Consider the following 26,954-nt stretch of genomic DNA (forward strand, 5'->3'; position numbering starts at 1 on the left):
TTACCGATACATAGGCGGGCGGGCGTCAACCCATGCGCCATCCGCCTTGGCCGAGGCGACGGCCTGATGAACCGCAGCCATCGACCGCACACCATCCTCGGCCAATGGCAGGCTGCCATGTGCCTCGCCACGGATTGCAGCGGCCAGATCGACATAGATATTGGCGACGGCCAACGGGAACCCCTCAGGATGCGCAATGGAAACGCGGCTTAGCCGTGTTGCTTCATCACACAAGCCGCCCTCGCCTTTCTCCATGATCTGGGTGCGACCACCAACAGGGGTGTAATAGACTTGGTTCGGCTGCTCCGACGCCCAGCGCAGGCCGCCCGTTTCGCCAAAGACCTGAATGTCGAACCCGTGCTGCCGCCCGACCGCGACCGAGGATGTCCACAGACGGCCAACGGTGCCACCCTCCATTCGGAAGTTGACCATGGCGTCATCCTCCAGTTCACGGCTGGAAATGGTCGAGGCGAAATCAGCCGACAGCGTACGAACCTGATCGCCCGCGATAAAGCTGGCCATGTGCATCGCGTGAATGCCGCAATCCGCAAACTGCCCCGAAACACCCGCCATTTTGGGATCATAGCGCCAACGTACGCGGGGATTATCCGCATCCGTGGCATCGCCGTGATGACCGTGACTGAAATTCGTGACGATCAGGCGGGGCTTACCGATTTGCCCCGTCGCCACCATGTGACGCATTTCGCGCACCATCGGATAGGCGGAATAGCAGTAGTTCACTGCGCAAATCTTACCCGTAGCAGCGGCCACACGCACGATCTCCTCGCCCTCCTCAACGGTCATGGTCATCGGCTTTTCGCAAAGCACGTTGAACCCGCCCTCCAGAAACGCCTTGGTGATCTCGAAATGCGTGGCATTGGGCGTGGCGACCGTGACCAGATCGATGCGATCCTCGCGGGCCCTCTCCCCCTCCAGCATGTCCTGCCAGTTGGCATATGCACGGTCCGAGGCAATCCCCAGACGCTGCGCGTAATCGCGCCCGCGGGCGGCATCTACGTCCAATGCTCCGGCGGCCATGGTGAAGTTACCATCAGCCTGCGCGCCCAAACGGTGCGCTGGTCCGATCTGGCTGCCCTCACCGCCGCCAATCATGCCCCAATTGAGTTTTCTCATGATACGCCCCTTAGAAGCCGATGGATTGCAGGAATTCGCGGTTGGCCGTCGCATCGCCCAGTGGATCAGGGTCCAGCGTCGGATCGCAATCCTGCTCGACCGTGCACCAGCCAGTGAAATTATTGTCCAACAGAACCTGACGGACGGCTGCGAAATCAACGTCGCCCTGCCCCAGATTACAGAATATCCCCTGCCCGCACGCCTTGTAAAAGTCGGTGCGATTGGCAACGACATCAGCCTTAACTGCGGGGTCGATATCCTTGAAATGCATATAGCTGATGCGGTCGATATGACGCTTCATAAACGCCACCGGATCATAGCCGGCATAGGAATGGTGGCCGGTATCGAAGCAGATTTTCAGGATGCTCTCATCCACCTCATCCAGCAGGCGCTCCAGCTCCGGCTCGAAATCCATGAAGCCTGCCGCGTGGGCGTGGATGCCAACGGTCAGGCCATATTCCTCCGCCCCTAGGCGGGCAATGGTGGCGATGCGATCCCGGAAAGCGGTCCATTCCGCCGCATCCATCTGCTCCGCTTCGGCCGCGCGACCGGCAGTGGGGGCACGACGGGGCGAGATACTGTCGATCAACACCAGATGCTGCGCGCCATGGGCAACCAGCGATTTGCAGGTACGGTGCGCGGCATCCATGACCTGATCCCACTTTGCGGGCTCATGAAACGGTTGGAACACCACGCCGCCGATCAGCTCCAGCGAATGTTCCGCCAGCGCATCGCCCAGCTCGGCCGGATCCTCGGGCATATAGCCAACTGGGCCCAGCTCGATCCCCTTATAGCCAGCCTCGGCGTTTTGCCGCAGCACGGTTTTCCAGTCCGGATTGCGCGGGTCGGCCGCAAATTCGACACCCCAGGAACAGGGCGCATTGCCAATTCTAATCATCTGTTCAGCTTTCTTTACGTGGCGACTATCTGCCAATTGCGAGTTGCGTTGGACCGACGCGCGGCGTCGATCACCTGATTGACGGCATGACCTTCGGCAAAGGTCGGCCAAACCGGCGCACCGGTCGCGATGGCGTGCAGGAAGTCGCGCGCCTCGATAATAATCTGATCCTGATAGCCGGTTCCGTGGCCCGGCCCCTGACAGAACGGTAGGTAATCGGGATGGGCGGGGCCGGTCAGGATTTTGCGGAAACCACGCTCGGCCTCTGGCCCCTCGGCCAGATATAGCCAGATCGCGTTCTGATCCTCCTGATCGAAGCGAATGGCGCCCTTTGTTCCATGAATCTCATAGGCATAGCCCATTTTTCGCCCCGTCGCGACGCGGCTGAAAAACAGATGGCCCATCACGCCATTCTCAAATTCGCACATCATCTGCGCCTGATCGTCATTGGTCACAGGCACGCCGCCGCGTGTCGCGTGGGCCGTCTGCGCGACGGCCATCACCTGCGCAATCGGGCCCATCAGTGCGCGTGCGCCGTTGACCATATGGGGCGCCAGATCGCCCAGCGTTCCGTTCGCCTCACCCTGCGCACGCCAAGTTCCCGGGGTATCAGGATCGGCGTAGAAATCCTCGGTATGCTCACCCCGAAACCATGTCACATCCCCGATACGGCCCTGCGCCAGCAAATCCCGCGCATATTGCGATGCCGGTGTGCGGATATAGTTGAAACCAACCATGTTGACGCAGCCCGATGCCTGCGCCGCCGCGACCATTGCCGCACTATCGTCTAGCGATGCGCCCAGCGGCTTTTCGCAGAACACGGGCTTACCTAGTGCAAAGGCCGCCTCGGCTATCGCACGGTGCGTATCCTGTGGCGAGGCGATCACGATTGCCTCTACCGCCGGGTCCGCAACCAGCGTCTGCCAATCCGGTGCGGCACGGGCAAAACCATATGCAACGCGATACCGATCCGAGGATGCAGGCGATGCGCCGCAAATCATCTCCAATCGCGGGCGCAGCTCGGTTCCGAACAACGCGCCAACGCTCGACATCGCGACTGCATGGGCCTTACCCATATAGCCGCCGCCGACCAGACCTATTCCGATTTCAGCCATTCTGTCCTCCCTCAGAAAACCGGTTGCAACCGGTTGCAAAGTGAGTATCTTCAATCGGGCAGATTGGTCAACAACCGATCTTGATCGCATCAAATTCTAATGTCGGGGGATGGCATAAATGGACATTGAGACAGGAACCATCCGGCTGACCACCGCGCAGGCCATCATACGGTATCTGAACGCGCAATTCATTGAGACAGATGGCGTGCGGCAACGTGTTTGCGGCGGCGGCTTCGGTATCTTCGGACACGGGAACGTCACCTGTCTGGGCGAGGCATTGCACGACCATCGCGAAACCCTGCCCCTATATCGCGGCCAGAACGAGCAGAGCATGGGATTCGCCGCTGCGGCCTATGCCAAATACCACCTGCGCCGCCGGTTTATGCTGTGCACTGCCAGTGCGGGCCCCGGCACCGCGAACCTGTTGACCTCTGCCGCATTGGCCCATGCGAACCGTCTGCCCATGCTGATGCTATGCGGCGATGCATTTCTGACGCGCCTGCCCGATCCGGTGCTGCAACAGCTAGAGCATTTCGGCAATCCGACCCTTGGCGTGAATGACGCGTTCAAGGCGGTAAGCCGCTATTGGGATCGCATCACGCATCCCGCGCAGATCATGCAGTCCCTGCCCGCCGCTTTGGCCACCCTGCTGGATCCGGCGGATTGCGGCCCCGCCTTTATCGGCCTGCCGCAGGATGTTCAGGGCTGGACCTATGACTACCCCCTCGCCTTTTTCGAGGAGCACACCCACCACATCCGCCGCACAGCCCCCGATGCGGGTGAGGTTGCCCGCGCCGCTGCTGTTTTGCGCAGTGCCAAGCGCCCAGTCATCATCGCAGGTGGCGGCGTGCAATATTCCGGCGCCGTGGCGGAGCTGACCGAGTTTGCCACCACACACAACATCCCCGTGATTGAGAGCATTGCAGGCCGCGCCAATATGCTGGCCACGCACCCGCTGAATATAGGTCCCGTTGGTGTAACAGGTTCGGACAGCGCCAACGCAATCGCGGAGCAGGCGGACGTCATCCTGTCCGTTGGGTGCCGCCTACAGGATTTCACGACGGGATCGTGGACTGCCTTTGCACAGGATGCGCAGATCATCTCGCTCAACGCTGCACGCCACGATGCGGGCAAGCATAAATCCCTGCCCATCGTCAGTGACGCACAGGTCGGATTGACGCATCTGACGGTCGCGATGGATGGATATAGTGCCCCGTCCGATTGGACCTCCCTCGCACAGGGTGAGCGTCAGAAATGGGACGCTTATGTCGCGAAAAATGTGCGTGCTGGGAACCGCCCGAACTCCTATGCGCAGACCATCGGCGTTGTGAATGATCTATGCGACCCCCGCGACCGCGTGGTTACTGCGGCGGGCGGATTACCGGCGGAGGTTACAGCCAACTGGCGCACGCTGGGCATTGGAACCGTCGATGTTGAATTCGGCTTTTCCTGCATGGGGTATGAAATCGCCGGCGGTTGGGGCGCACGTATCGCGCAATCCGAGCAGGAGCCGGATGCGAACACCGTCGTCTTTGTCGGGGATGGATCGTACCTGCTGATGAATTCGGACATTTATTCGGCCTGCCTGACGGATAAAAAACTGATCATCCTCGTGCTGGACAATGGTGGTTTTGCCGTCATCAACAAACTACAAAACAACACCGGCAATGAGAGTTTCAACAACCTGATCGCCGACACGCCGACAGCCACCCGACAGTTCGGCGTGGATTTCGAGGGGCACGCCCGATCCATGGGTGCCGACGCCATGACCGTCGCCAATCCGGCTGAGCTGGGTGAGGCCTTCACCCGCGCCAAGGCTTCAGACCGCACCACCGTCATCGTAATGAAGGTAGACCCCTACGAGGGCTGGACGACCGAGGGCCACGCATGGTGGGAGGTCGGAACGCCCCACACCTCGGAACATGAAAGCATCCGCGACGCCCATGCCGAGGTTGAAAGCGCCCGTTCTCGCCAACGAAAGGGCATCTGATGAACATCCGTGAGGGCATCGCACAGGGCCGCTTTCTGGTCGTCGGCCGCGTCGGCATCGACCTGTACCCCGACCCACCGGGCACCGCGACGCAGGACGCGCTGAACATGACCGTGGGCATGGGCGGCTCCAGCGCGAATATCGCGGCGGGCTTGGTCAAGCTGGGCTGTCAGGCTGCCTTGGTCACATGTGTTTCCGACGATTCTATCGGGCGGTATTGCTGCAATCAGCTGGACGCATATGGCGTGGACAAACGCCACGTGCGTGCAGTCGGCGGCGAGTTTCGCAACTCGCTGGCCGTCTATGAAACGCGGGTCGAGGATCACCAGTCGGTCATCTATCGCAACGGCGCCGCTGATTTTCAGATGGACCGCGCAGATATCGACGCGGTGGATTTCTCGCAGTTCAGCGCACTGGTCACGGCAGGCACTGTTTTTGCGGCGGAACCCTCACGCGATGCTGCCTTCTATGCGTTCGAGCGCGCCCGCGCGGCGGGCCTGCCGGTGATTTTCGACGTGGATTACCGCCCCTATTCATGGCCCTCGGCACAGGTCGCAGCCGATGTTCTGTCGTGTGCCGGTGAATTGTCCGATGTGATCGTCGGCAATGATGAGGAATTCGGATTTATGGCAGGTGGTCTGGACAAGGGATTGGCCAAGGCGCGTGAGCTGTCCTCCAATGGCCGGATCATCGTTTATAAAATGGGTGCCGAAGGGGCCATCACCATTGGTGAGGGGCACGAACGCCAGACCGGCATCTATCCCGTGACCGCCCTGAAACCAACCGGCGCCGGTGACAGCTTTATGGCCGGAATGCTGGCCGGAATTGCACAGGGTCGATCGCTGGATGAGGCAGTCCTGCGCGGCTCCGCCTGTGCCGCAATCGTCGTGGGCCGCCCCGGTTGCGCGCCCGCCATGCCCGATGCCGCCGATCTAGAGCAATTTCTTGAGACACATCCCGGGCCCACCGCCCGCACTGCGGACGTATGAAAGGACCGACAGATGCATATTGCACCCCATGACAACCAGAACAAACCCATCGTGGACATTGATGACCCCACGGTGCCGCTGAACTATTTCAACATCGTAAAGCTGAAGCGTGACGAGGTGTTCGAATACACCACCCCCGGCTACGAAACCTGCATCGTGCCCGCCACCGGCACTGTCGATGTGCAGGCCGAGGGCTTTACCGCCGATAATCTGGGCGGACGCGGCACCGATGTCTGGGATGGTGAGCCTGAGGGCGTTTACATCCCTGTAGGCGTCACCGCGCGCATCATCTGCAAATCCGACACGACCGAGGTGTTCATCGCCGGTGCGCGCTATGACAAGGTACTGGACCCCTTCGCCGTGCGTGTGGCGGAACTGGACAAGGTGCAATACGGGTCGGACGACACGAAAACACACCGCAAGATCAAGCACATCCTGGGCCAGCAGCAGCATGATAAGGTCGGGCGTCTGCTCGTCTCGGAACTGTTCACGGTTGGTCAGGGCGGCTGGTCAGGCTTTCCCGCGCACAAACACGATACCGACCGCAAGGACGCAGACGGCAACATCATCGAAACCCGGCATGATGAGACGTATAACTTCCGCTTCCGCCCCAATCACGGGTCCGGCGTGCAAATCCTACAGCGCGAGGAGGGCAAGCCCGGCGACGCCTATCAACTGATGGATGGCTCTACGATCTGCCTTGATAAGGGATACCACCCCTGCGCCGTTATGCCCGGATACGAGATGTATTATTTCACCATCCTTGGCGGGTTGAGCCAGCGCAGTCTGGTGCAGTTCTTCCAACCCACCCATGCCTATCAGGTTGAGACTATTCCCGGCATTAAAGACATGGTGGCAAAGTTCAAATGACACTGGCCACCCTGTCCGATGTTCTGCAACCGGCGCTGCGTGGCAATTACGCAGTCGCCGGTCTGGTCTGTCTGGGGTGGGAGGACATGCGCGCCTATGCCCATGCCGCACAGGCCGAAAACGCGCCGGTGATCCTGCAGGCGGGTCCGTCCTGCCGCGCGCACACACCGCTGCCCGTCTTGGGCGCGATGATGCGTAATCTGGCCGCTGATGTTGATGTGCCGGTCGTGGCGCATCTGGATCATGGCTACACGGCGGATGAGTGTAAGGCGGCGCTGGATGCGGGCTTTACCTCGCTGATGTTCGACGGCTCACGCGCGCCTTTGGGTGAGAACATCGCACAGACCCGCGCAATCGTGGAACTGGCCCATAGTGCAGGTATTTCATGCGAGGGCGAGATCGGCTTTGTCGGCTATTCCGGCGGCGATGGCTCCGCCGGAACCGATCCGCAGCAGGCGGCGCGCTTTGCACGGGAAACCGGCGTTGACGCGATGGCGATCTCGGTCGGGAACGTCCATCTGCAACAGGATCGTGAGGGCGGCTTGGACGAGGACGCAATCCGTGCAATCGACGCGCTGACCACGGTTCCGCTGGTCATCCATGGCGGGTCCGGCGTACCGGTTGCGCAGCGACAGCACCTATCCACCCACTCCTCGATCTGCAAATTCAACATCGGCACCGAATTGCGCATGGCCTTTGGCGCCAACCTGCGTGAAGTTCTGGCCGCCGACACGCAAAAATTTGACCGTGTGGGTATCCTAAAGGACGTTGAGCCGCGATTGCTCGACGCCGCCCGCACCGTGATCCGCGCCTTTGGGGCGCCTGCTCAGGATTAGAACTATGCTCAATATCGGTATTCTAGGCTGTGGCCGGATCGGACAGGTCCACGCCCGCAGCATCGCCCAAATGGTGGGCGCACGTGTCAGCGCGGTATCCGATGCGATCCCCGCCGCGGCACAGGCATTGGCCGCCAGCACCGCCTCACAGGCGATGGACAGCGACGCCCTGATCAACAGCCCAGACGTGGATGCCGTGATCATTGGCACCCCAACCACGACCCATTTCGACCTGATCCATCAGGCAGCGGCGGCGGGCAAGGCGATCTTTTGCGAGAAGCCGGTAGACCTGTCCACCGAGCGCATCCGCACATGTCTGGACACGATCAACGCAACAGGCGTGCCGTTCATGGTCGCGTTTAACCGCCGATTCGACCCGAACTTCGCGCACTTACAGCAATCCCTGCGCGATGGCGTGGTCGGCAATGTGGAGATGGTCACGATCCTGTCCCGCGACCCCACGCCGCCCCCTGTCAGCTATATCGAAAGCTCCGGCGGGATTTTCCGCGACATGATGATCCACGATCTGGATATGGCACGCTTTCTGCTGGGTGAAGATCCGGTGGAGCTGCACGCAATGGGTTCGTGCCTTGTCGATCCGGGCATTGGCGCGGCTGGCGATATGGATACCGCCACCGTGACATTGAAAACCGCCAGTGGCCGGATTTGCCAAATCTCTAACTCCCGCCGCGCGACCTATGGCTATGACCAGCGGGTTGAAGTGCACGGCTCCAAAGGCATGATCCGCGCCCATAACGAGTTGGAAAACAATGTCGAGCTGGCAACGACTGATGGTTTCACCCACGCGCCGACCAAGAATTTCTTTCTAGAACGTTATGCCGCCGCCTACCTCGCCGAAATGAACCATTTCATGCAAGCAGTGACCGCAGGAACTGCCCCAAAGCCAGACGGCATGGATGGGCTGAAGGCACAATATCTGGCCGATTTGGCAACAGAATCCAGCCGCGACGGCCTGATCAAATCCTGCCAAATCGGCTGAGCCAGCCGCAACATCGCGCAGGTCACGCTTTCAGATAAAGAAGGCATGGCCTGCGGGCGGCTAAACCCGGAATAGGAATGGCTGGCGTCCATTCCCCTGCATTAACCAGCCCAAGCGCATGTGAAATTTGTTTCCTCGCCGCAAATCCGCCAACAATTCGTCCATCGCAGGTGGCTTGAAAGAGCACGGGAACCAACATCAATCGTGACGGCATTTTCCCCTGCCGAGGCGGTGATGATCTGCAATCCGCTGGCTGTTTCAAGGAATGCGACCCCGCTCAAGGCCGCAAGATATCTGTCCTGCGCATCGACTGCGCAAGAGGCGAGCGTAACGCCCGTCAACATGGAACCACCCATTTAACCCGCCGTGCGCGTCGCCTGTCCGTGTTCTGGACAGGCGACGACGTCACCGGCTACCACCATTTGCGGTTCGCATTTTTTAATCTCGATCCGACCCCTCGGAGCGAGCTGCGATCCACCCACATTGAGTAAACAATCGAGTTGGCGATAGGATCCGGTGGTTCCGGCCCATATTTAGGAAAATGTGTAGGTTAACGGTGGGTTAGCTGTAGTTCAGGGATTCTCACTGTCCCTCAAGATCGCTCTCATTCGCGTGATATGCGGTAATTGTCGCCATATTGGAAACGCTCAGACGCCCCAATCAGCCCTACTCCAAACGCTAGACGTCCCCATCTGTTCATTATCGAAACGCGGAACACTCCGGCAGTTTCAAGACACAGATTTTAAGGGACCTAGACCATGACCAATGTTGCAAAAACACTTCTCGCTACCGTCGCTCTGACTGCTGCTCTGGCATCGCCTGTTCTGGCGAACAACTCGCAGTTGGCTGCCTCCATCGGCATCCCTGCTGACGTTGCCCAGACGCTGACCCAGGGCGAGATCGCCACAATCGGTGCAATCATCAACGACGATGAGAACCACATCAACTCCTACGCTGACTTCGCACGCTAAGAGCCAGTTTCCCTGTCGAGGCGCGGATGACCGCTTGCCTCCGGACCCCAAGATTTAAGGATTAAGATCATGACCAATTTTGCAAAGACACTTCTCGCTACCGTCGCTCTGACTGCTGCTCTGGCATCGCCCGTTCTGGCGAACAACTCGCAGCTGGCTGCCTCCATCGGCATCCCTGCTGACGTTGCCCAGACGCTGACCCAGGGCGAGATCGCCACAATCGGTGCAATCATCAACGACGACGAGAACCACATCAACTCCTACGCTGACTTCGCACGCTAAGAGCCGGTTTCCCTGTCGAGGCGCGAATGACCGCTTGCCTCCGGACCCCAAGATTTAAGGATTAAGACCATGACCAATGTTGCAAAAACACTTCTCGCTACTGTCGCTCTGACTGCTGCTCTGGCATCGCCCGTTCTGGCGAACAACTCGCAGCTGGCTGCCTCCATCGGCATCCCTGCTGACGTTGCCCAGACCCTGACCCAGGGCGAGATCGCTACAATCGGTGCGATCATCAACGACGACGAGAACCACATCAACTCCTACGCTGACTTCGCACGCTAAGAGCCGGTTTCCCTGTCGAGGCGCGAATGACCGCTTGCCTCCGGACCCCAAGATTTAAGGATTAAGACCATGACCAATGTTGCAAAAACACTTCTCGCTACTGTTGCTCTGACTGCTGCTCTGGCATCGCCTGTTCTGGCGAACAACTCGCAGCTGGCTGCCTCCATCGGCATCCCTGCTGACGTTGCCCAGACCCTGACCCAGGGCGAGATCGCTACAATCGGTGCGATCATCAACGACGACGAGAACCACATCAACTCCTACGCTGACTTCGCGCGCTAAGAGCGGTCGGTAGTAGGTTTGTAGAGATATCCGGCGCAACGTCCCGTGCGTTGGGTCTCTCGATCCTCTCCATTGCGGCGAGGGAGCTGAACCAGGATCGGGACATCACGATAGAAAAAGGCCCCGCAGCGATGCGGGGCCTTTTCAATTTTTGCAGTGGGGATCAGGCCGCGATTAAGGCGTCCCCGTTTAAGTTCCGCTTGGGCGCCGCAATCTTAACCCTCACCACAATTGGTCAACCAATATTGGCGCCGCAAACCGTTTCCAATATTTGAATGTCACGAAATAGCCAAATTTAATTTAATTGGAATCACAAGTTGGCTCATCGTCAAATTGGGTTGTAGATGCGCATTGATCATAAATTGGTCAACCAATTCCATCTAGGGCACCCTAGGGTAAGGGCGCAAAGCTCAGCCAACCCTCCGCGCTGGATCGCATAGGGCAATCACCCCTGTGGTCCAAGTGATCAAAAAGTATCTGGGAGGATATAATGCTAAACGTTATCGGGAAAATCGGACTTGCGGCCAGCGCTCTTGCGTTCTCCGCGTCAATGGCTAGTGCCGATGTAACCTTGCAGGATGGCACGGTCTTATCGGACGCGCCGACCTTCATCGTAACTTATATCGAGGCAGACGCCGCCAGCTCAGACGCCGTTAAGGCGTTAATCGAGGACCAAACCTCGGCAAGCACGCAGGAGGATGGCAACTTGCGCTTTGAGGGCCTGCAACGGATCGGTCAGGACAATCATTTCGTCATCATTGAGGCATGGGCCAGCGCAGATGAACGCAATAGCCATGCCGCATCTGACCACACCATCGCCTTTCGCAATACATTGGAGCCAATGCTATATGCGCCCTATGATGAGCGTCCACATGTTGGCCTAGACGCCGCCGATCCATCAAGCATACCGGCCGGCGATGCCGATACAGTATATGTCATTACCCATGCCGACATCATTCCACCCGAGCAATTCGCCCCCTGCGATCGCCAAGTGGATGCAAGCGGCCCTTGCGGCAACGCCATGATGACTGACCTCGCTGAATTCAGCCGCGATCACGATGGCAGCATGCGCTTTGACATCCTGACCCAATCCAATCGGGCTAATCACATGACCGTTGTTGAAATGTGGGATAGCTCCGCGAGTCAAGCTGCGCATCAGATCACAGATGCCAAAAAGGCGTTCCGCAATGAGCTTTCCGGCATTCCAGCAGCCGGTGGCGTGAATCCAGACCCACAATTCGTGCTAAACATGTTGACCGGCAGCCTGTGGGATGAGCGCCTCTACACGCTGATCAGTAACTAAAAGACTGCGCCTCTAAAACGGCAGCTTTAACTTTCGCCGCCCGTAGAGTGCTTCTCATATGAAAAACAGTTCGTCGCTCATCAATTGAGTGGCGAGCCAGAGTTGCAAGGCGCAGGTGCCAATCAGTAACCATTCAGCACAGCGCACCCATCGAGATAAGCCCTTGTGGCGGCCATACTGCGACGCAAGAGAATGCGGTTCACTCGCAATGCAGGATAATCGGCAGTCCCCAACCGCCCAACGTCGCTACCTCGCGAATAGACTCAAGACGACTTCGCTAGGCATCGGCTCTGCGCTCAACAAAATGCGCAAACGCAGTTACCGCCCCGCTTATATGAGGGTGGAAAACCGTGTGAATATAATGTGTCTCTGGCGCATCCAACGATGCACTCACAGTGCAATTCAAGCTTGGAAAGCATTTCCATGAAAGCTGGAAAACAACCGATAAAAACCCTTATTATCAGCCACTTAAAATCTAAATGGCGACCCCTGGAGGATTCGAACCCCCGACCTGATGATTAGAAGTCACCTGCTCTATCCAGCTGAGCTAAGGGGCCGTATGGGGATTAGTGGGTCCACGCGCCGCGACGGTCATGGGCGAAATTATCGCCGTAACCACGGTTTCTGACATTAGGCTTGCGTGGTTTTGGTTCCATCACCTGATGGGGGATACCGTGACGGCGCGCATATTCGATTGCAGCGGCGCGGGTATCGAACCGCAGGTGGACCTGACCGGTTGTGTCGCCCGACCCCTGCCATCCCATCAAGGGGTCAATACGCTTGGCCTCGGCGGCTTCGAACTGCAACACCCAGTGCTGGCTGTTCGCGGTTCCCGACGACATGGCTGTTTTGGCTGGCTGATAGATACGGGCAAGCATGGATCACATCCCAATTTTAATTCCGCTTCAGGGTATGTGCAAAAACGGCCTCTGGCGCAAGAGGCGCGAACATTTCACAGCAAATTCCTGTTCAAGCTGCCGTCGACCCGGACAAGGGGTTTGGGTGGGTGGGTGGTATTGTCCCGGCCGACGGCTTTGCTGCTTGCAGGGGTCAAGTTAGGCCATCACATGAATTCGGCAAATCATCCTGCGCAGAAGTTCGATTCAATTTGAACTAATTCATAGTGATTGCCCGCGCCGATTGAAGCGGCCAGTATTTCCACTATATCTGAGCGGAGCAGCGAGGGGAAAAACATGAACGACGCCATCACCCTGCCCGAGGTCGTGCGCCCCGACCGTGCCAAGCTGGAGGGCGGGCGCCGTTTTGTCATGAATACCGAATTCACACCGGCCGGCGATCAGCCCACCGCGATTGTGGAGCTGAGCGACGGGATCAAGGCGGGCGATCAGGATCAAGTATTGCTGGGCGCAACAGGCACCGGCAAGACATTCACCATGGCCAAGGTGATTGAGGAAACCCAGCGCCCCGCCATTATCCTTGCCCCGAACAAAACCCTCGCGGCACAGCTATATGGTGAGTTCAAGGGCTTCTTCCCCGACAATGCGGTCGAGTATTTCGTCAGCTATTACGACTATTACCAGCCCGAGGCATATGTCGCGCGCTCTGACACCTATATCGAAAAAGAATCGCAGATTAACGAGCAGATCGACCGGATGCGCCACTCGGCCACGCGATCGCTGCTGGAACGTGATGACGTGATTATCGTCGCCTCCGTGTCGTGCATTTACGGCATCGGTTCGGTCGAAACCTATGGCGCGATGACGCAGGATATCGTGGCCGGTCAGGAATATGATCAGCGCAAGGTGATGGCCGATCTGGTCGCCCAACAATATAAACGCAACGACGCGGCGTTCCAGCGCGGCTCGTTTCGCGTGCGCGGCGATTCGCTGGAGGTTTGGCCCGCCCACATGGATGACCGCGCATGGCGGCTCAGCTTCTTTGGTGAGGAACTGGAAAGCATCACCGAATTCGACCCCCTGACCGGTGAACGGACCGGAACGATGGAGAAGGTCCGCATCTACGCGAACTCCCACTATGTGACGCCGCGCCCCACCATGTCGCAGGCCACCGTCGGCATCAAGAAAGAGCTGGCCATGCGCCTCGCCCAATTGGAGGGTGAGGGCAAATTGCTCGAAGCACAGCGCCTTGAACAACGCACGCAATTCGATCTGGAAATGCTTGAGGCGACAGGCGTTTGCAACGGGATCGAGAACTATTCCCGCTATCTGACGGGCCGCGCACCGGGCGAACCACCCCCCACCCTGTTCGAATATATTCCCGACAATGCCATCGTTTTCGCGGATGAGAGCCACGTCTCCGTCCCCCAGATCGGCGGCATGTATAAGGGCGATTACCGACGCAAATTCACGTTGGCAGAGCATGGCTTCCGCCTGCCCTCGTGCATGGATAACCGGCCCCTGAAATTCGAGGAATGGGACGCCATGCGCCCCCAATCCATCTACGTGTCCGCCACGCCCGCCGCGTGGGAACTGGAGCAGGCAGGCGGCGTGTTCACCGAGCAAGTGATCCGCCCCACCGGCCTGCTGGACCCGCCGGTCGAAATCCGCCCAGTGGAAATGCAGGTGGACGATCTGCTCGACGAAATCCGCATCGTCGCGGCACAGGGCCTGCGCGTGCTTGTCACAGTGCTGACCAAGCGGATGGCCGAGGATCTGACCGAGTATTTCCACGAACAGGGCATCCGCATCCGCTACATGCACTCGGATATCGATACGGTGGAACGCATCGAAATCCTGCGCGACCTGCGCCTTGGTGCCTTTGACGTGCTGGTCGGCATCAACCTATTGCGTGAGGGGCTCGATATCCCCGAATGCGGGCTGGTCGCGATTCTGGATGCGGACAAGGAGGGGTTCCTGCGCTCGGAAACGTCGCTGGTGCAAACCATTGGCCGCGCGGCGCGAAATGCCGAGGGACGCGTGATTATGTACGCGGACCGCATCACCGGCTCGATGGAGCGTGCGATTGGCGAAACCAACCGACGCCGACAAAAGCAGGAGGCCTATAACCTCGAACATGGCATCACCCCTGCCACGGTGAAAAAGAACGTCGAGGATATCCTCGCCGGTCTGTACAAGGGCGATACCGATCAGTCCCGCGTCACCGTTAAGGTCGACAAACCACTGCTGGGCGACAACCTCGCCACGCATCTGGAGGCCCTGCGCAAGGAGATGATCAAGGCCGCCGAAAACCTCGAATTCGAGGAAGCCGCGCGCCTGCGTGATGAGGTCAAGCGTCTGGAAACAGTCGAACTTACCATCGCCGACGACCCCCTCGCCCGACAAAGCGCGGTGGACCAGGCCGTCAGTGACGCAAAGAAATCATCAGGCAGGTCAACAGCAGGAAAGGGTGGAACGCGACATTATCGTGGCAAAAGTCAAAAGAAATTCGGCTCATAGCCCTCGAATAGGGTTGTTTCCCATGCGCCCTAAGTGACATTCTGCGACAGAATTTCAGCGGGGACAGTTGTGTCGCAAGTAATAACTGACTCAAAACACCCAGAGCTTCTGCGACAAATCGCATTACTGAACAAGGACATGTGGTTCCGTGTCCCTTCGATATGCGTAATCCTCGGGATTTGCGGCTACTTTGTAGACAGCACGATGACGCTCTACTCCAGCGTGCTGTTTATTATCATTGAAACACTGCAATACCGCGCCGGAAAACGATATCGCGACCTACCCAACCAAGAATCCTATCTGCAATTACTGATTGTGGCCATTATCGAACCCATCGCCATCCTGCTGCCCATTGCACTACTGTGGAGCATAGGAGAGGTATATCCGCGATTGGTTTGCGTTATTATGCTAACAGTATCGCTACTACACATCGTATTGGTTCGATCACCACATTTGACATTTGGATTTTCATCCTCATTACCACCATTAATCACGTACTATTATCTGATATACCTCCACCATATTGAATTCAAAAATATCGACTACACGGTTATGGGCCTTATCGGCATTACAATGCTCGGTGTTTATTTCTTTTACGCGATCTACACCTATAACAAGTTCCAGCGCGCTCTACTCATCGCTCGCGACAGCGCAACTGCCGCCAGTGCTTCGAAAAGCAGGTTCCTCGCCGCGATGAGCCACGAATTACGCACCCCTCTAAATGCCATCATGGGCGTCAGCCAATTGCTGCGCGAACAACCGGACCACCCCTCCTCTGCCAAGCGGATAACCGCGCTGGAGGCCGCCTCACGCAGCCTGAAGGAACTGGTCGATGATGTGCTGGACCTGACCCGCATCGAACAGGGACAGACTGTGTTCCGCCCGATTGAGGTTAACCTGATCAAAGAGGTCAGCGCCGTTGTCGATCTGCATCGCCCTGTCGCCATGTCCAAGGGGCTGACATGTGAGCTGCAATTCACATCCGACCTAAGCCCCGATTTGACCTTCGACCCGCTGCGCGTGCGCCAATGCATCACGAATTTGCTCAGCAATGCCCTGAAATTTACAGAGCGCGGCGCCGTGCGCATTCTGGTCAAAACCCGCGAGCAATCCGACGAAACCGTTATGGTCGAGATTTATGTCAGCGATACCGGCATCGGCGTCCCGCAAAATGTACGCCGAAACCTGTTCGAGATCGGCTTCCAAGCCCATAAAAACTCGACCTCTCCCAGCCCGGGCAACCATTCGGACGGCGCAGGTCTGGGCCTTGCCATTTCCCGTTCCCTTGCTCGACAAATGGGCGGCGATATCACCTATTCCGCTGGGCCGGATAGCGGCGCAACCTTCTGCCTGTCCTTTCAGGCCACGCCCTACCAACCCGAAAAGCCGCGTCCGCAGCAAACAACCCATGCACCGCTGTTCATGGCCGGTCGCAATGTGCTGGTGGTTGATGATATCGCGACCAACCGAATGGTTGCGGCCGCCTTTATTCAAACCGATGGAATGCATGCCGTTCAGGTTGAGGGTGGAGCGGAAGCACTGGAGGCGCTCCACAAATCACCCTTCGATCTGGTGCTGCTGGACATGAACATGCCGCATATGTCGGGGCTGGAAACCTTTGCCGCGATCCGCGCCTCGGATACGGAATGGGCCAATATTCCGGTGATCGCCCTCACCGCAGACGCCATGCCCGAGGACGCTGCGCGCTATCTGCGCGCAGGCCTCGATGGGTATTTGGCAAAACCGCTGGATCGCGACCAATTGCGCGCTCGTATCGCAGCGGTCCTGACATCTGACCAGACCAATATCAGCCGACTAGATCGCAACGTGTGTGTACAATAACGCTGCCGCCCACAGCCTCGGGCCACGTTAGCGCAACGGCATCAAACGCACTGCCCTGCTGCACCGCGACCCTCGGCAACCGCCCGTCCCAGTTGGAGCTGATGCCCTGCGTCGGCGCGACACCATCCACGCCCAAGGCCCGCAATCCAAACGGCAGACGCCCCGCGGTCGAGATGCTCCAATTCGTCGACGTTCCGAACTTGGTATAGGGCACGGGAACCGGATTTGCGGTTCGGATTTGCACGCTCTCAAACACATTGCCCGACACGGTGATGGATCGCGAGCGTGTTCCGTCCAAGGTTCCACGGTCCAGATCCACCCCGTCAAAGCGGCTGATAACATCGTTGCCAATCGTCTTGAACGCATTGCCGATGATGGCAATACCGTCCAGATATTGATCCTGCCCGATCGGCGCGACACGAATATAGGTGAAGCTTTTGGGAACACTGGAGCAGGTAAAGATATTGCCGGTGATCGTCAGATTGCCATAGGCCGTATCGCTGTCGATATTGCTGCTATGCTCATCCGTCAGCTCGATGAAGGCGTTGTCACAGTAATTCCCGGTAAACACAGTTTTCACATTGCGATTGGTCAGAACCACACCGGCGGAGCGAGCAGCCCCCTCACCCGCATTATCGCCCTGCCACCAGTGATTGCAGGAGAAAATATGCCCCCCCCCCGCGACGACCGCGAAGTGCAGAAATTGCACGATGCGGTTATTGCGGATCTTCATATCGTTCTTGTTGGTGTTCAGCGCGATAGAGGTCCGGTCCCCCACATCCTGATCCGAATCCGGCGCAAGGAACTCGTTACTCTCGATCGAGATACCGTTGCACCCCTCACCGATGGAGGTAATGCCGCGATCCTTGGGACGGACAAACCAGCAATCCTGGATATGCCACGCGGTGCCGCTTTGCGCCAGCATCACGGCCGAGGCACGACGGTTGCCCAGAAACTCGATCTGCATCAGGCACTGACGGTTGATCGAGGTAAAACCGGAATAATCCAGCATGTAACGAAAGCGCGTGAAGCTATAGGTCTGCGAGGCAGGTGCGGCATATAGCGGCTGGCTCAACACCAGTTTCGCATTGGGGATATCAACCTCACGCACGTAAACCTCGCGCCCCACGCCGGTGCCGGTGATCAGGCTGCCCTGTTCGATCTGCGCGACATTGGCCACATTGCTCAACTCCAGCGGCTCGCTCGCATCATAGGATGCGCTGGAGGTCGCTGTGCTCTCATCCCAATCGGACGAATTCGCCGCCTCCAGATGCCCGTTCCGAATGGCGCGCCGGTTGCCATAGGTATCCCGATCCCCGACCGCCGCATGCACATCCACAGGGCGCGTCAGCCGGATCTGCCGCCCGCACAGGTCCAGACTGTCATGGTCGGTAAAGGCATATAGCGCCCCGATCGCGCGTTCCAGCGCCACCTGCTCATCCTGAAAGGCGTCCAGATAGGTATCGTAATTGTAGTTATGGGTCAGCGCGATCCGCCCGGGTGAGTCGTGCGCAATCTTACCAGTAAACCGCACCCGCGCATCCAGCGTTAGCTCCGATCCGATGTAATATGTCCCCTCAGGCACCACCACATCGCGCCCCTGCGCCGCTGCATCCGCAGCAAAGAACGCCTCCGTATCGTCGGTCACACCGTCACCAATGGCGCCGTAATCGCGCACATCCACCCAATCCATCAGCGTGCGCAGGAAATCAGCGGTCGCATCCTCGATCTGGATCGACTCAATCCGAACCGAACAATTGTTGTCACCCGTCAGGTCCAAGCCGAAATGCGCCGCCACCGCCGGCTGCGACCAGATCAGATCGACCCCGCCACGCGCGCCCTGCCCGACCACGGCAGAAACCTCGTACACCTCGCCATAAGTCTCCAGAAACACCTCATCGCCGGTGGTATCCACCGCGACAGCCGCACCGCTGGAATCCATCGCATAGCTTGCAATCCGCACATAGGGCCGGTTGCCGCCCACCAGCTTTACCCGCGCCGAGATCCGCAAATAGCAGCCGGGCGTCATGGGGGTGGTGCCGGTCCACCGCAGGGGCTGGACACTATCCGTTTTGAAAATTTCGAGGCAATCACCAAAATCCGCATCCGCTGAAACCAGCGCCGCGTTTGATGCACCATCATATGTTGGTTCTGTTGAAAGCCCGTTTTCGCTGGACCAAACGGACAAGCCGTCTGCGAATGCTGGCGGCATCAGGTCAATACCGTCGGTAACTGCCTTGTTCATCGATCAAATCCTTTCGCCCGACGGGCGCGAAGGATTTGATGAGGGAAACCGGCATCGCGCCGACTAAGCCGGAACAGCAAATCTCCACTGGAATGCCCAACCGATTCCTCGGGCGGACACGTCTTTTTCGCATAGCGGCCTTAACGGCTGGTTAATTCAGGCCCCAGCACCGGCATCCCGCAGCAATTGCACTCCGTTGATCCGCCACGCCCCGTCAATTTGCACAACTTCGTATTCCGCCACCACGCTATCATCCGTTCCGTGGCCCAGTACAACCTGCTGATAGAACACGTCGCCATCCTGCCGGATCAGGGCAAAACGCAGGGCGCTAGGCCGCCACACCATCGGATAACCGCGCCGTACCATGGTGCCGAAATTCTCGGGCGTCTCGAAAATATCCTGGATCAGGGGAGAGGCATAGCTAAACGCCTCGTCAAAATCATCCCGTTGCAGAGCACCGATTTGCAACGCGATAACATCGCGCACCGCTGCCTCATCCGCGCGCGCGGCGGCGGGCCACAGCAACGCCAGAACGACGATCATCTTATAGAATACACGCATCACGATCCTCCGCAGATGTTCCGGTTGAATGTCGCCAGCCGTAGGCAGACCAGCGACATCCCCGAATTATGCAGAGCAACGTGCGTAAACGCCAATTTGTTTCGGAACCCCCGAAACGATCACGCCTCGGCGACGAATGCGCCTGATAGGGCCTGATCGATCAACGCAACCGTGTCATCCACGCCGTACAACGCAACGAACCCGCCAAAGCGTGGTCCCTGCGTCGCGCCAAGCAACACCTCATAGATCGCGGCGAACCATGCGCGCAGTGGATCAAACTCATGCGCCTTACCCACAGCAAAGACCTCGGATTGCAAGGCTTCTGCCTCAAGCGGCCCATCCCAAGCGGCCAGACGCGCACGCAAATCCTGCAACGCGGCCCGCTCCTGATCGGTCGGCAGGCGGTACACCTTGGCCGGTTTCACGAAATCCTGGAAGTAGCGCACAGCATGAGCCGCCGCCTTGTCCAAGCCGGGATGGCTTTCCGCCGTCGCATTCGGGGCGTATTTGCGGATAAAGCCCCACAAAACGTCCTTATCCTCAGCATTCGCAACCGATGCGAGGTTCAGCAACATGGAGAACGTCACCTCCATATCGCTGACCGGCACATCGGTTCCGTGAATATGGCGCACAGGGTTATTCAACCGCGCCTTGTCATCCTGGTCGACATAGGCGCGCAGATGCTGGTGATACTCGTCCTCCGCCTTGGGGATCACATCGAAATGCAGCCGCTTGGCGGTTTTGGGCTTTTGATACATGAACAATGACAGGCTCTCGGGGCTGGCATAGGTCAGCCAGTCCTCCATGCTCAAACCATTGCCCTTGGACTTCGAGATTTTCTGCCCGCCCGCATCCAGGAACAGCTCATAGGTCAGCGTCTCGGGCAATTTCTCACCCAAGGCCGCACAGATTTTTTTCGCCTGCGTGACGCTGTCGATCAAATCCTTGCCCGACATCTCGTAATCCACGCCAAGGGCCGCCCAGCGCATCGCCCAGTCAGGCTTCCACTGCATCTTGACGTGACCACCGGTGACGGGAACTTCGATCCGCTCACCATCGGGCTCCTCGTAGACGATCGTACCCTTCTCGACATTGCATTCCAGCGTCGGCACCTGCAACACGTGACCGGTTTTGGGGCTGACGGGCATAAACGGCGAATAGGTCGCGCGACGCTCCTCGCCCAAGGTGGGCAGCATGATCGCCAGTAACTTGTCAAAACGCGCCAAGGCCCGCAGCAACATCTCATCAAAACGACCCGACAAATAGTAATCGGTCGAGGACGCGAACTCATATTCGAATCCGAACGAATCCAGAAACGCCATCAAACGTGCGTTATTATGCGCGCCGAAACTTTCATGGGTTCCGAACGGATCGCGCACCCGCGTCAATGGCAGGTTCAGATCCAGCGCCAGTGCATCGCCATTGGGCACATTGGTCGGAACCTTGCGCAAACCATCCATATCATCCGAGAAGCATAACAGCTTTGTCGGAATATCGGACATCGTTTCAAAGGCTTGACGCACCATCGTTGTGCGCGCAACCTCACCGAAGGTCCCGATATGGGGCAGGCCGGACGGGCCATAGCCGGTCTCGAACAGGACATAGCCCTTTTCAGGTGCCTTTTTCTCGAACCGTTTGACGAGCTTTCGCGCCTCCTCGAATGGCCAGGCTTTCGACGTTTGTGCAAGGGCAGCGAGATCGCTCATCTGTTCATACTCCATGGGAATACGCGCACACCTATTGAGGGGCGGCAGGCACGTCAATATATCGGACCAAAGCGAAACGAGGAGAATCCCATGTCAGCACAACTCAGCCCACAGGATGCGCTGGTCGCAACCATGATCGCGGTCTCTGCCGCGGATGGCACACTCAGCGATCAGGAAACCGCGAGTATCAGCCGCATGATCGCGGTTCTGCCCGTGTTCGAGGACTACGATCCAGCCCATGTTCCCACCGTTGCACAGATCGTATTCGAGTTGTTCGAGGACGAAGACGGCGTTGACGCCTTGGTCGGCCTGATCGCTGACGCCCTGCCCGGCACGCTGAACGAAACAGCCTACGCACTGGCCTGTGACGTTGCGGCCGCGGACGGCACGGTCAAGATGGAGGAGCTGCGCCTGCTGGAAATCATTCGCCACGATATGAATGTGGACCGTCTGGTTGCCTCCGCGATTGAACGCGGCGCCCGCGCCCGTCACGCGCGCCTACCTGTGTAAGCATCCAGCCGGCAGGTGCGCCTCCGGCGGGGATATTTTGAGAATGCGAGAGGACATCCGATGAGCTTGATAATACATCGCAATGGCGACCGCCCCGGGGTTTCGGGGCCAGCGAACTCGTTTACCGGCACTGTCCTGATCTCTCCGGTGATCTCCGCACCTGCACCGGCCAGCCTGCGGTCGGTTGATGTGACCTTTGCACCGGGCGCGCGCACATTCTGGCACCACCACCCCGTGGGCCAGACTCTGCGCGTGCTGTCCGGTACGGGTTTGATCGCCCTGCGGGGTGAGGCACCGCACTATATCCGCGCGGGCGACACAGTGTTTATTCCGCCCCATGTCGAACATTGGCACGGCGCCACGCCAACAACGGCGATGAACCACATTGCGATGCAGGAGGAGCCTGACGGCGAAACTGTATGGCTAGAGGCAGTGACCGAGGATGACTTTAACCGCACACCTGCGGCTTAACGTTCCCACAGCCCTGCGCGGCGGATCGCGGTTGAGCTCAGATCGACCATCGGTCCCGTCACCATGGTCCATGCAGGGGGCGGCGTGTGCGGCAACGCACTGGCCGCGCCCTCCTCCAGCCGCGCACCTGCAAACATGCGGGCGGCTGGGGATTTACCGGCACGTACCTGTTCACCCGGTCGGGCCAACACGCCAATAGGAACCGCGCGCGCGATCCCCTGCCAATCATCCCATTTGTGAAAACTGGCCAAGTTATCGGCCCCCATCAGCCAGACGAATTGCACGCGCGGATAGCGGACCTGCAATGCCTTGATGGTTTCAGCGGTATAGCGCGTGCCAAGTCGCGTCTCGATATCGGTCACATCCACACGCGGATGGTCCATAATCTGCTGCGAGGCCGCAACCCGACGCGGCAGTGATGCAGGCGCATCCGCCTTTAGCGGGTTTCCCGGCGATACCAGCCACCACACACGATCCAGCCCGAACCGCTTCAGCGCCTGACGAGTGATATGCACATGGCCAGCATGGGGCGGATCGAACGACCCCCCCAACAATCCGACAATCTGCCCGTCGGCGGCGCGCGGATACCCTATGCGCATGGTGTCGCGCGCTCCGTCCTGTTGCGATGGATGCTTTTCAGGGTTTGCGCAGGCAGTTGTCAACCTGCGCAGCGCAAAGAACCGAATGGCGTAATGCGACGGTGGAACGCTGTGCCTGAGTGTATTCCCGCTACGCAAACCCCGTGCGTGCTAGTTGTAATTCTTCGGCCGAAGGGCTGGGATAAATATCAAGTTCCAGATCCCAAATCGTGCCCGTTGCCTTGAACCACACATGCGCATCGCCGGATCGTGTGAACGTTTGCGCCGTATATGTGACCCAATCATTGTGCCCGACCCCGTGGGGCCAAACCTGCACGTAAAACTCCTGACCATCAGCAGGACCGCCCATGCCAGTCATCATACCCAAATTCAGGCTCAGCACTTGCGCGACCGGCACGCCGGTTGAAAAATCGCCTTTGCCAAAACCATCATAATAGCCATGGTTACTTTTCACCAAGGATACGCAACGCGCGCTGATCACTGCCGCTGCATTGTTGAGGATTAGAACTTCACCCACGGGATATTCAGCCATCTGCACTTTCCGATGCTTGTTTCGCCTAAAGCGCAGCGTGCACACTCGGCTGACCCTATGCTGCACCAAATATCACAGACCGCTTGCAATTGCCCCCGCAGGCTAAACGCCTTATCTCCACCTCAAACCTGAATTCAGACTCGGAGCATACCCATGGCCGCTTACCAGTACGTTTACCACATGGACGGCGTGTCCAAATCCTATCCCGGCGGCAAGAAGCTGTTCGAGAACATCCGTCTGTCCTTCTTGCCCGGCGTGAAAATCGGTGTCGTTGGCGTCAACGGCTCGGGTAAATCCACGCTGATGAAGATCATGGCCGGCATGGACAAGGATTTCACCGGCGAGGCATGGTCGGCCGAGGGCGCAAAGGTCGGCTACCTCCCGCAGGAGCCGAAGCTCGACGCCTCCCTGAACGTGCGCGAAAACGTGATGCTGGGCGTGGCCGATAAAAAGGCGATCCTCGACCGGTATAACGAACTGGCGATGAACTATTCCGAGGAAACGATGGACGAGATGACCCTGCTTCAGGATCAGATCGACGCCGCGAACCTGTGGGATTTGGACAGCCAGATCGACGTCGCGATGGAGGCCCTGCGCTGCCCACCCGACGATGCCAGCGTCGAGAACCTCTCCGGTGGTGAGGCCCGTCGCGTTGCCCTGTGCAAACTGCTCCTCGAAGCGCCCGATATGCTGCTGCTGGATGAGCCGACAAACCACCTCGACGCAGAAACCATCGCATGGCTGCAACAGCACCTGATGGATTATAAGGGCACGATCCTGATCGTCACCCACGACCGCTATTTCCTCGACGATATTACCAGCTGGATTCTGGAACTGGATCGCGGCCGCGGCATCCCTTACGAGGGCAACTACTCCGCATGGCTGGAGCAGAAATCCAAACGTCTGGGTCAGGAAGCGCGTGAGGATAACTCCCGTCAGAAAACGTTGGAGCGCGAACTGGAATGGATGCGCCAATCGCCCAAGGCCCGTCAGGCCAAGCAAAAGGCGCGGATCAACTCCTATAACGACCTCGCCGCGCAATCCGAGCGGGACAAGATCAGCAAGGCCCAAATCGTCATCCCCAACGGCCCCCGCCTTGGCAACAAGGTGATCGAGGTAACCGACCTCAAAAAATCCTATGGTGACCGCACCCTGATCGAAGGCCTCAACTTCTCGCTGCCCCCCGGCGGCATCGTCGGCGTGATCGGCCCCAACGGCGCGGGTAAATCGACCCTGTTCCGCATGCTGACCGGTCAGGAACAACCGGATGAGGGCGCCGTGGAATATGGCGACACCGTACAGCTCAGCTACGTGGATCAGTCCCGCGACGCGCTGGATAGCGACGCAACCGTCTGGCACGAGGTTTCCAGCGGGCTGGATATCATCAAGCTGGGCGACGCGGAAATGAACTCCCGCGCCTATGTCAGCGCCTTTAACTTCAAGGGCGGCGACCAGCAAAAGAAAATCGGCATGCTGTCAGGTGGTGAGCGTAACCGCGTCCACATGGCCAAATTGCTCAAGGAAGCCGGCAACGTCCTGCTCCTCGACGAACCGACCAACGATCTGGACGTAGAAACCCTGCGCGCCCTAGAGGACGCCCTAGTAGACTTCGCCGGTTGCGCAGTCGTAATCTCCCACGACCGCTTCTTCCTCGACCGGTTGTGTACACACATCTTGGCCTTCGAAGGCGAAGCACATGTGGAATGGTTCGAGGGTAACTTCGAGGACTACGAAGAAGACAAGAAGCGCCGTCTGGGTGCCGATGCGTTGGAACCGAAGCGCATGAAGCATAAGAAGTTTGTGCGGTAACTGAAGCTGCTCAAAAGAGGTTTCTTTCAAAAGGCATTCGGGCAACCTCTTTTGAGCTCTATTTCCGTGCAATTCCACTGATGCTGCTAAGGCAAGTCACCTAATGTGAGGCGGTTGCAAACCGCACCCCAGCACATTAAAAGTACTTGAGTTTTAACGATATGCCATTAAATGGCGTGTACGGTTAATGTACGACTAGCTAGGTGGAGGGCATCATGAATCTAATCGATAATTTTATGTCATTCTGGAACAGATTGGCTAATCGCAACCAAAAAATTAAGTTTCGGAACTCTCGCGAAGCAGCTGAGTTCGTTCGGAGCATCTCGAACAAAAACAAGCCAAACCAGCATGTTATGATGATGCGGAGGAAGTACGTCGCTATTCAGGCAGAACGCAAGGCAGCCCAAGACTCTGAATCTCGCGCAGGTGAATATAGAGTCTTACGACAGCGACAAGCACGTGGTGAACCGGTTTGATTGCGGAGCGAATCCACTTAACGTCTTCCTTAAAAACAAAGCTAAAAGCCGCTCTAAACGACTTGAATATAAGGTAGTTGTGGCGACCCTTGATGGGTCGCCTAATTGCATAGGCTACTACGCTTTGCAGGTCGGGTCAGATTCGATCCCAGAATCGTCTAAGTATAAACAAAAAGACTACGCCACCAACTACCCAGCTTTTCCCGCAATAAACCTAACCTATCTAGCCGTTCAAGGCCAAGGCTTAGGCGAATATTTACTCAATCATATATTTGCAGCTGTAGGCATTATGGTAGAGCATGTCGGATTCTACGCGCTAACCGTGCAATCCTTCGATGAGAAATCCACGAAATTCTACGAGAAGATAGGATTTAAAGAATACTCCGAAGGTGGTGGACAGCCGAAAATGCTATATCCGGTGACAAGTATCATTCAAATTCTCGAAAATCACCCACAAAGAAACTAGCACAAACATGGCTAACAGCTGGATCGGTTTTTTCAAAACCTCACAACGGCCGCCCCAGCCAATCCTCGTCGCCATCCCCCTCAATCACCTTGGCCAAACGCGCCAGCATCCACGCGCGCAAAATCCCGTTGACGCGGGCGTGCCAGCCGGTGCCCATGGCGCGGTAGAATTTTACCATGTCGTCATCCAGCCGCAGCGTCACCTTGGTGCCGCGCGGCTTGCAGGGAAACATCCCCTCGATGTCTCGCCACTCGGTCGGGATCATTTGTAGCTCGTTCATCATCTTGCTCATCTCGATCTTCTGCTCGGATAGCAGGATCGTCAACTCCATTTCCTTGCGGATTTCTGCCTTGGTCTTTTTGCGCTCGGGGATCTCGGTGTAGTTGTAATATTCGCCGGCCATCGGAT

General features: G+C 58.0%; 26 protein-coding genes and 1 tRNA gene. 16 read left to right on the forward strand and 11 right to left on the reverse strand.

Annotated elements, in window-relative coordinates; all coding sequences use genetic code 11:
* The 3 genes from CR254_RS03440 to CR254_RS03450 are packed head-to-tail and all read right to left on the reverse strand — an operon-like array spanning position 1 to position 3,147.
* Positions 1-1,134 (reverse strand): Gfo/Idh/MocA family protein, encoded by a 1,134-nt coding sequence (locus CR254_RS03440; RefSeq protein WP_097928398.1) that lies wholly within the window; start codon positions 1,132-1,134, stop codon positions 1-3.
* Between the two features lie 10 nt (positions 1,135-1,144).
* The gene (locus CR254_RS03445; protein ID WP_097928399.1) at positions 1,145-2,032 is read right to left on the reverse strand and encodes a sugar phosphate isomerase/epimerase family protein; all 888 of its coding nucleotides are present in this window, start codon (positions 2,030-2,032) and stop codon (positions 1,145-1,147) included.
* A gap of 14 nt (positions 2,033-2,046) precedes the next feature.
* A complete protein-coding gene (locus tag CR254_RS03450) occupies positions 2,047-3,147 on the reverse strand; it encodes a Gfo/Idh/MocA family protein (protein ID WP_097928400.1) in 1,101 nt (366 codons plus the stop codon).
* A 118-nt stretch (positions 3,148-3,265) separates the two neighbouring features.
* Between CR254_RS03450 and iolD the strand changes: the two genes are divergently transcribed.
* The 10 genes from iolD to CR254_RS03510 all read left to right on the forward strand — a co-directional run bounded on the left by iolD (position 3,266) and on the right by CR254_RS03510 (position 11,952).
* The gene (gene iolD / locus CR254_RS03455; protein WP_180955868.1) at positions 3,266-5,137 is read left to right on the forward strand and encodes a 3D-(3,5/4)-trihydroxycyclohexane-1,2-dione acylhydrolase (decyclizing); all 1,872 of its coding nucleotides are present in this window, start codon (positions 3,266-3,268) and stop codon (positions 5,135-5,137) included.
* Positions 5,137-6,126 carry a 5-dehydro-2-deoxygluconokinase gene (iolC, locus tag CR254_RS03460; RefSeq protein WP_097928401.1) on the forward strand — a complete coding sequence of 330 codons (990 nt, stop codon included), beginning with the start codon at positions 5,137-5,139 and terminating at the stop codon, positions 6,124-6,126. Before iolD ends, iolC begins: the two co-directional genes overlap by 1 nt.
* A gap of 12 nt (positions 6,127-6,138) precedes the next feature.
* Complete coding sequence (locus tag CR254_RS03465; protein ID WP_097928402.1) at positions 6,139-6,996, forward strand: 5-deoxy-glucuronate isomerase; 858 nt, start codon at positions 6,139-6,141, stop codon at positions 6,994-6,996.
* On the forward strand, positions 6,993-7,832 hold the full coding sequence (locus CR254_RS03470) for a class II fructose-bisphosphate aldolase (protein WP_097928403.1): 840 nt from the start codon (positions 6,993-6,995) through the stop codon (positions 7,830-7,832). The genes CR254_RS03465 and CR254_RS03470 overlap by 4 nt, the downstream gene beginning before the upstream one ends.
* Before the next feature lie 4 nt (positions 7,833-7,836).
* The gene (gene iolG, locus CR254_RS03475) at positions 7,837-8,832 is read left to right on the forward strand and encodes an inositol 2-dehydrogenase (protein WP_097928404.1); all 996 of its coding nucleotides are present in this window, start codon (positions 7,837-7,839) and stop codon (positions 8,830-8,832) included.
* 758 nt (positions 8,833-9,590) lie between these two features.
* Positions 9,591-9,803, forward strand: coding sequence for a hypothetical protein (locus CR254_RS03485; protein WP_097928406.1), 213 nt, complete (start codon positions 9,591-9,593; stop codon positions 9,801-9,803).
* 69 nt (positions 9,804-9,872) lie between these two features.
* Entirely contained in the window at positions 9,873-10,085 is a 213-nt protein-coding gene (locus CR254_RS03490; RefSeq protein WP_097928407.1) for a hypothetical protein, read from the forward strand.
* Between the two features lie 69 nt (positions 10,086-10,154).
* Complete coding sequence (locus CR254_RS03495; protein WP_097928406.1) at positions 10,155-10,367, forward strand: hypothetical protein; 213 nt, start codon at positions 10,155-10,157, stop codon at positions 10,365-10,367.
* Positions 10,368-10,436: 69 nt separating this feature from the next.
* Positions 10,437-10,649 carry a hypothetical protein gene (locus CR254_RS03500; RefSeq protein WP_097928406.1) on the forward strand — a complete coding sequence of 71 codons (213 nt, stop codon included), beginning with the start codon at positions 10,437-10,439 and terminating at the stop codon, positions 10,647-10,649.
* A gap of 490 nt (positions 10,650-11,139) precedes the next feature.
* Positions 11,140-11,952, forward strand: coding sequence for a putative quinol monooxygenase (locus CR254_RS03510; RefSeq protein WP_097928409.1), 813 nt, complete (start codon positions 11,140-11,142; stop codon positions 11,950-11,952).
* Between the two features lie 480 nt (positions 11,953-12,432).
* Here CR254_RS03510 and CR254_RS03515 read toward each other — a convergent pair.
* Both CR254_RS03515 and CR254_RS03520 read right to left on the reverse strand, forming a co-directional pair.
* A tRNA-Arg gene (locus CR254_RS03515) sits at positions 12,433-12,509 on the reverse strand.
* A gap of 9 nt (positions 12,510-12,518) precedes the next feature.
* A complete protein-coding gene (locus CR254_RS03520; protein ID WP_097928410.1) occupies positions 12,519-12,830 on the reverse strand; it encodes an ETC complex I subunit in 312 nt (103 codons plus the stop codon).
* A 315-nt stretch (positions 12,831-13,145) separates the two neighbouring features.
* Here CR254_RS03520 and uvrB point away from each other — a divergent pair, with 315 nt between their 5' ends.
* Positions 13,146-15,329, forward strand: coding sequence for an excinuclease ABC subunit UvrB (gene uvrB, locus CR254_RS03525; RefSeq protein WP_097928411.1), 2,184 nt, complete (start codon positions 13,146-13,148; stop codon positions 15,327-15,329).
* Between the two features lie 573 nt (positions 15,330-15,902).
* Positions 15,903-17,171 (forward strand): response regulator, encoded by a 1,269-nt coding sequence (locus CR254_RS03530; protein ID WP_180955869.1) that lies wholly within the window; start codon positions 15,903-15,905, stop codon positions 17,169-17,171.
* Here the strand turns inward: CR254_RS03530 and CR254_RS18285 are convergent.
* From CR254_RS18285 to CR254_RS03545, 3 genes are all read right to left on the reverse strand, one after another.
* The gene (locus CR254_RS18285) at positions 17,137-19,416 is read right to left on the reverse strand and encodes a glycosyl hydrolase family 28-related protein (RefSeq protein ID WP_097928413.1); all 2,280 of its coding nucleotides are present in this window, start codon (positions 19,414-19,416) and stop codon (positions 17,137-17,139) included. The genes CR254_RS03530 and CR254_RS18285 overlap by 35 nt on opposite strands.
* A 156-nt stretch (positions 19,417-19,572) precedes the next feature.
* Positions 19,573-19,977, reverse strand: a complete 405-nt coding sequence (locus tag CR254_RS03540; protein ID WP_097928414.1) for a DUF4864 domain-containing protein — start codon at positions 19,975-19,977, stop codon at positions 19,573-19,575.
* Positions 19,978-20,096: 119 nt separating this feature from the next.
* Entirely contained in the window at positions 20,097-21,683 is a 1,587-nt protein-coding gene (locus CR254_RS03545) for a lysine--tRNA ligase (protein ID WP_097928415.1), read from the reverse strand.
* A gap of 90 nt (positions 21,684-21,773) precedes the next feature.
* On the opposite strand from CR254_RS03545, the gene CR254_RS03550 reads away from it, so the two are divergent.
* Both CR254_RS03550 and CR254_RS03555 read left to right on the forward strand, forming a co-directional pair.
* Complete coding sequence (locus CR254_RS03550; protein ID WP_097928416.1) at positions 21,774-22,193, forward strand: tellurite resistance TerB family protein; 420 nt, start codon at positions 21,774-21,776, stop codon at positions 22,191-22,193.
* Between the two features lie 60 nt (positions 22,194-22,253).
* Complete coding sequence (locus tag CR254_RS03555) at positions 22,254-22,664, forward strand: (R)-mandelonitrile lyase (protein ID WP_097928417.1); 411 nt, start codon at positions 22,254-22,256, stop codon at positions 22,662-22,664.
* Here the strand turns inward: CR254_RS03555 and CR254_RS03560 are convergent.
* Together CR254_RS03560 and CR254_RS03565 are read right to left on the reverse strand one after the other, a co-directional pair.
* Positions 22,661-23,263 (reverse strand): nicotinate-nucleotide adenylyltransferase, encoded by a 603-nt coding sequence (locus CR254_RS03560; protein WP_097928418.1) that lies wholly within the window; start codon positions 23,261-23,263, stop codon positions 22,661-22,663. The two genes, CR254_RS03555 and CR254_RS03560, sit on opposite strands and share 4 nt — an antisense overlap.
* A gap of 130 nt (positions 23,264-23,393) precedes the next feature.
* On the reverse strand, positions 23,394-23,795 hold the full coding sequence (locus CR254_RS03565; protein WP_097928419.1) for a hypothetical protein: 402 nt from the start codon (positions 23,793-23,795) through the stop codon (positions 23,394-23,396).
* A gap of 153 nt (positions 23,796-23,948) precedes the next feature.
* Here CR254_RS03565 and ettA point away from each other — a divergent pair, with 153 nt between their 5' ends.
* Both ettA and CR254_RS03575 read left to right on the forward strand, forming a co-directional pair.
* Positions 23,949-25,604 (forward strand): energy-dependent translational throttle protein EttA, encoded by a 1,656-nt coding sequence (gene ettA / locus CR254_RS03570; protein WP_097928420.1) that lies wholly within the window; start codon positions 23,949-23,951, stop codon positions 25,602-25,604.
* A gap of 462 nt (positions 25,605-26,066) precedes the next feature.
* The gene (locus tag CR254_RS03575; protein WP_145996695.1) at positions 26,067-26,546 is read left to right on the forward strand and encodes a GNAT family N-acetyltransferase; all 480 of its coding nucleotides are present in this window, start codon (positions 26,067-26,069) and stop codon (positions 26,544-26,546) included.
* A gap of 40 nt (positions 26,547-26,586) precedes the next feature.
* Here the strand turns inward: CR254_RS03575 and CR254_RS03580 are convergent, their stop codons facing one another.
* Positions 26,587-26,949, reverse strand: a complete 363-nt coding sequence (locus CR254_RS03580) for a BrnA antitoxin family protein (protein WP_097928422.1) — start codon at positions 26,947-26,949, stop codon at positions 26,587-26,589.
* Positions 26,950-26,954 lie beyond the last annotated feature (5 nt).

The organism is Pontivivens marinum (assembly GCF_900231835.1).
GTDB lineage: Bacteria > Pseudomonadota > Alphaproteobacteria > Rhodobacterales > Rhodobacteraceae > Pontivivens > Pontivivens marinum.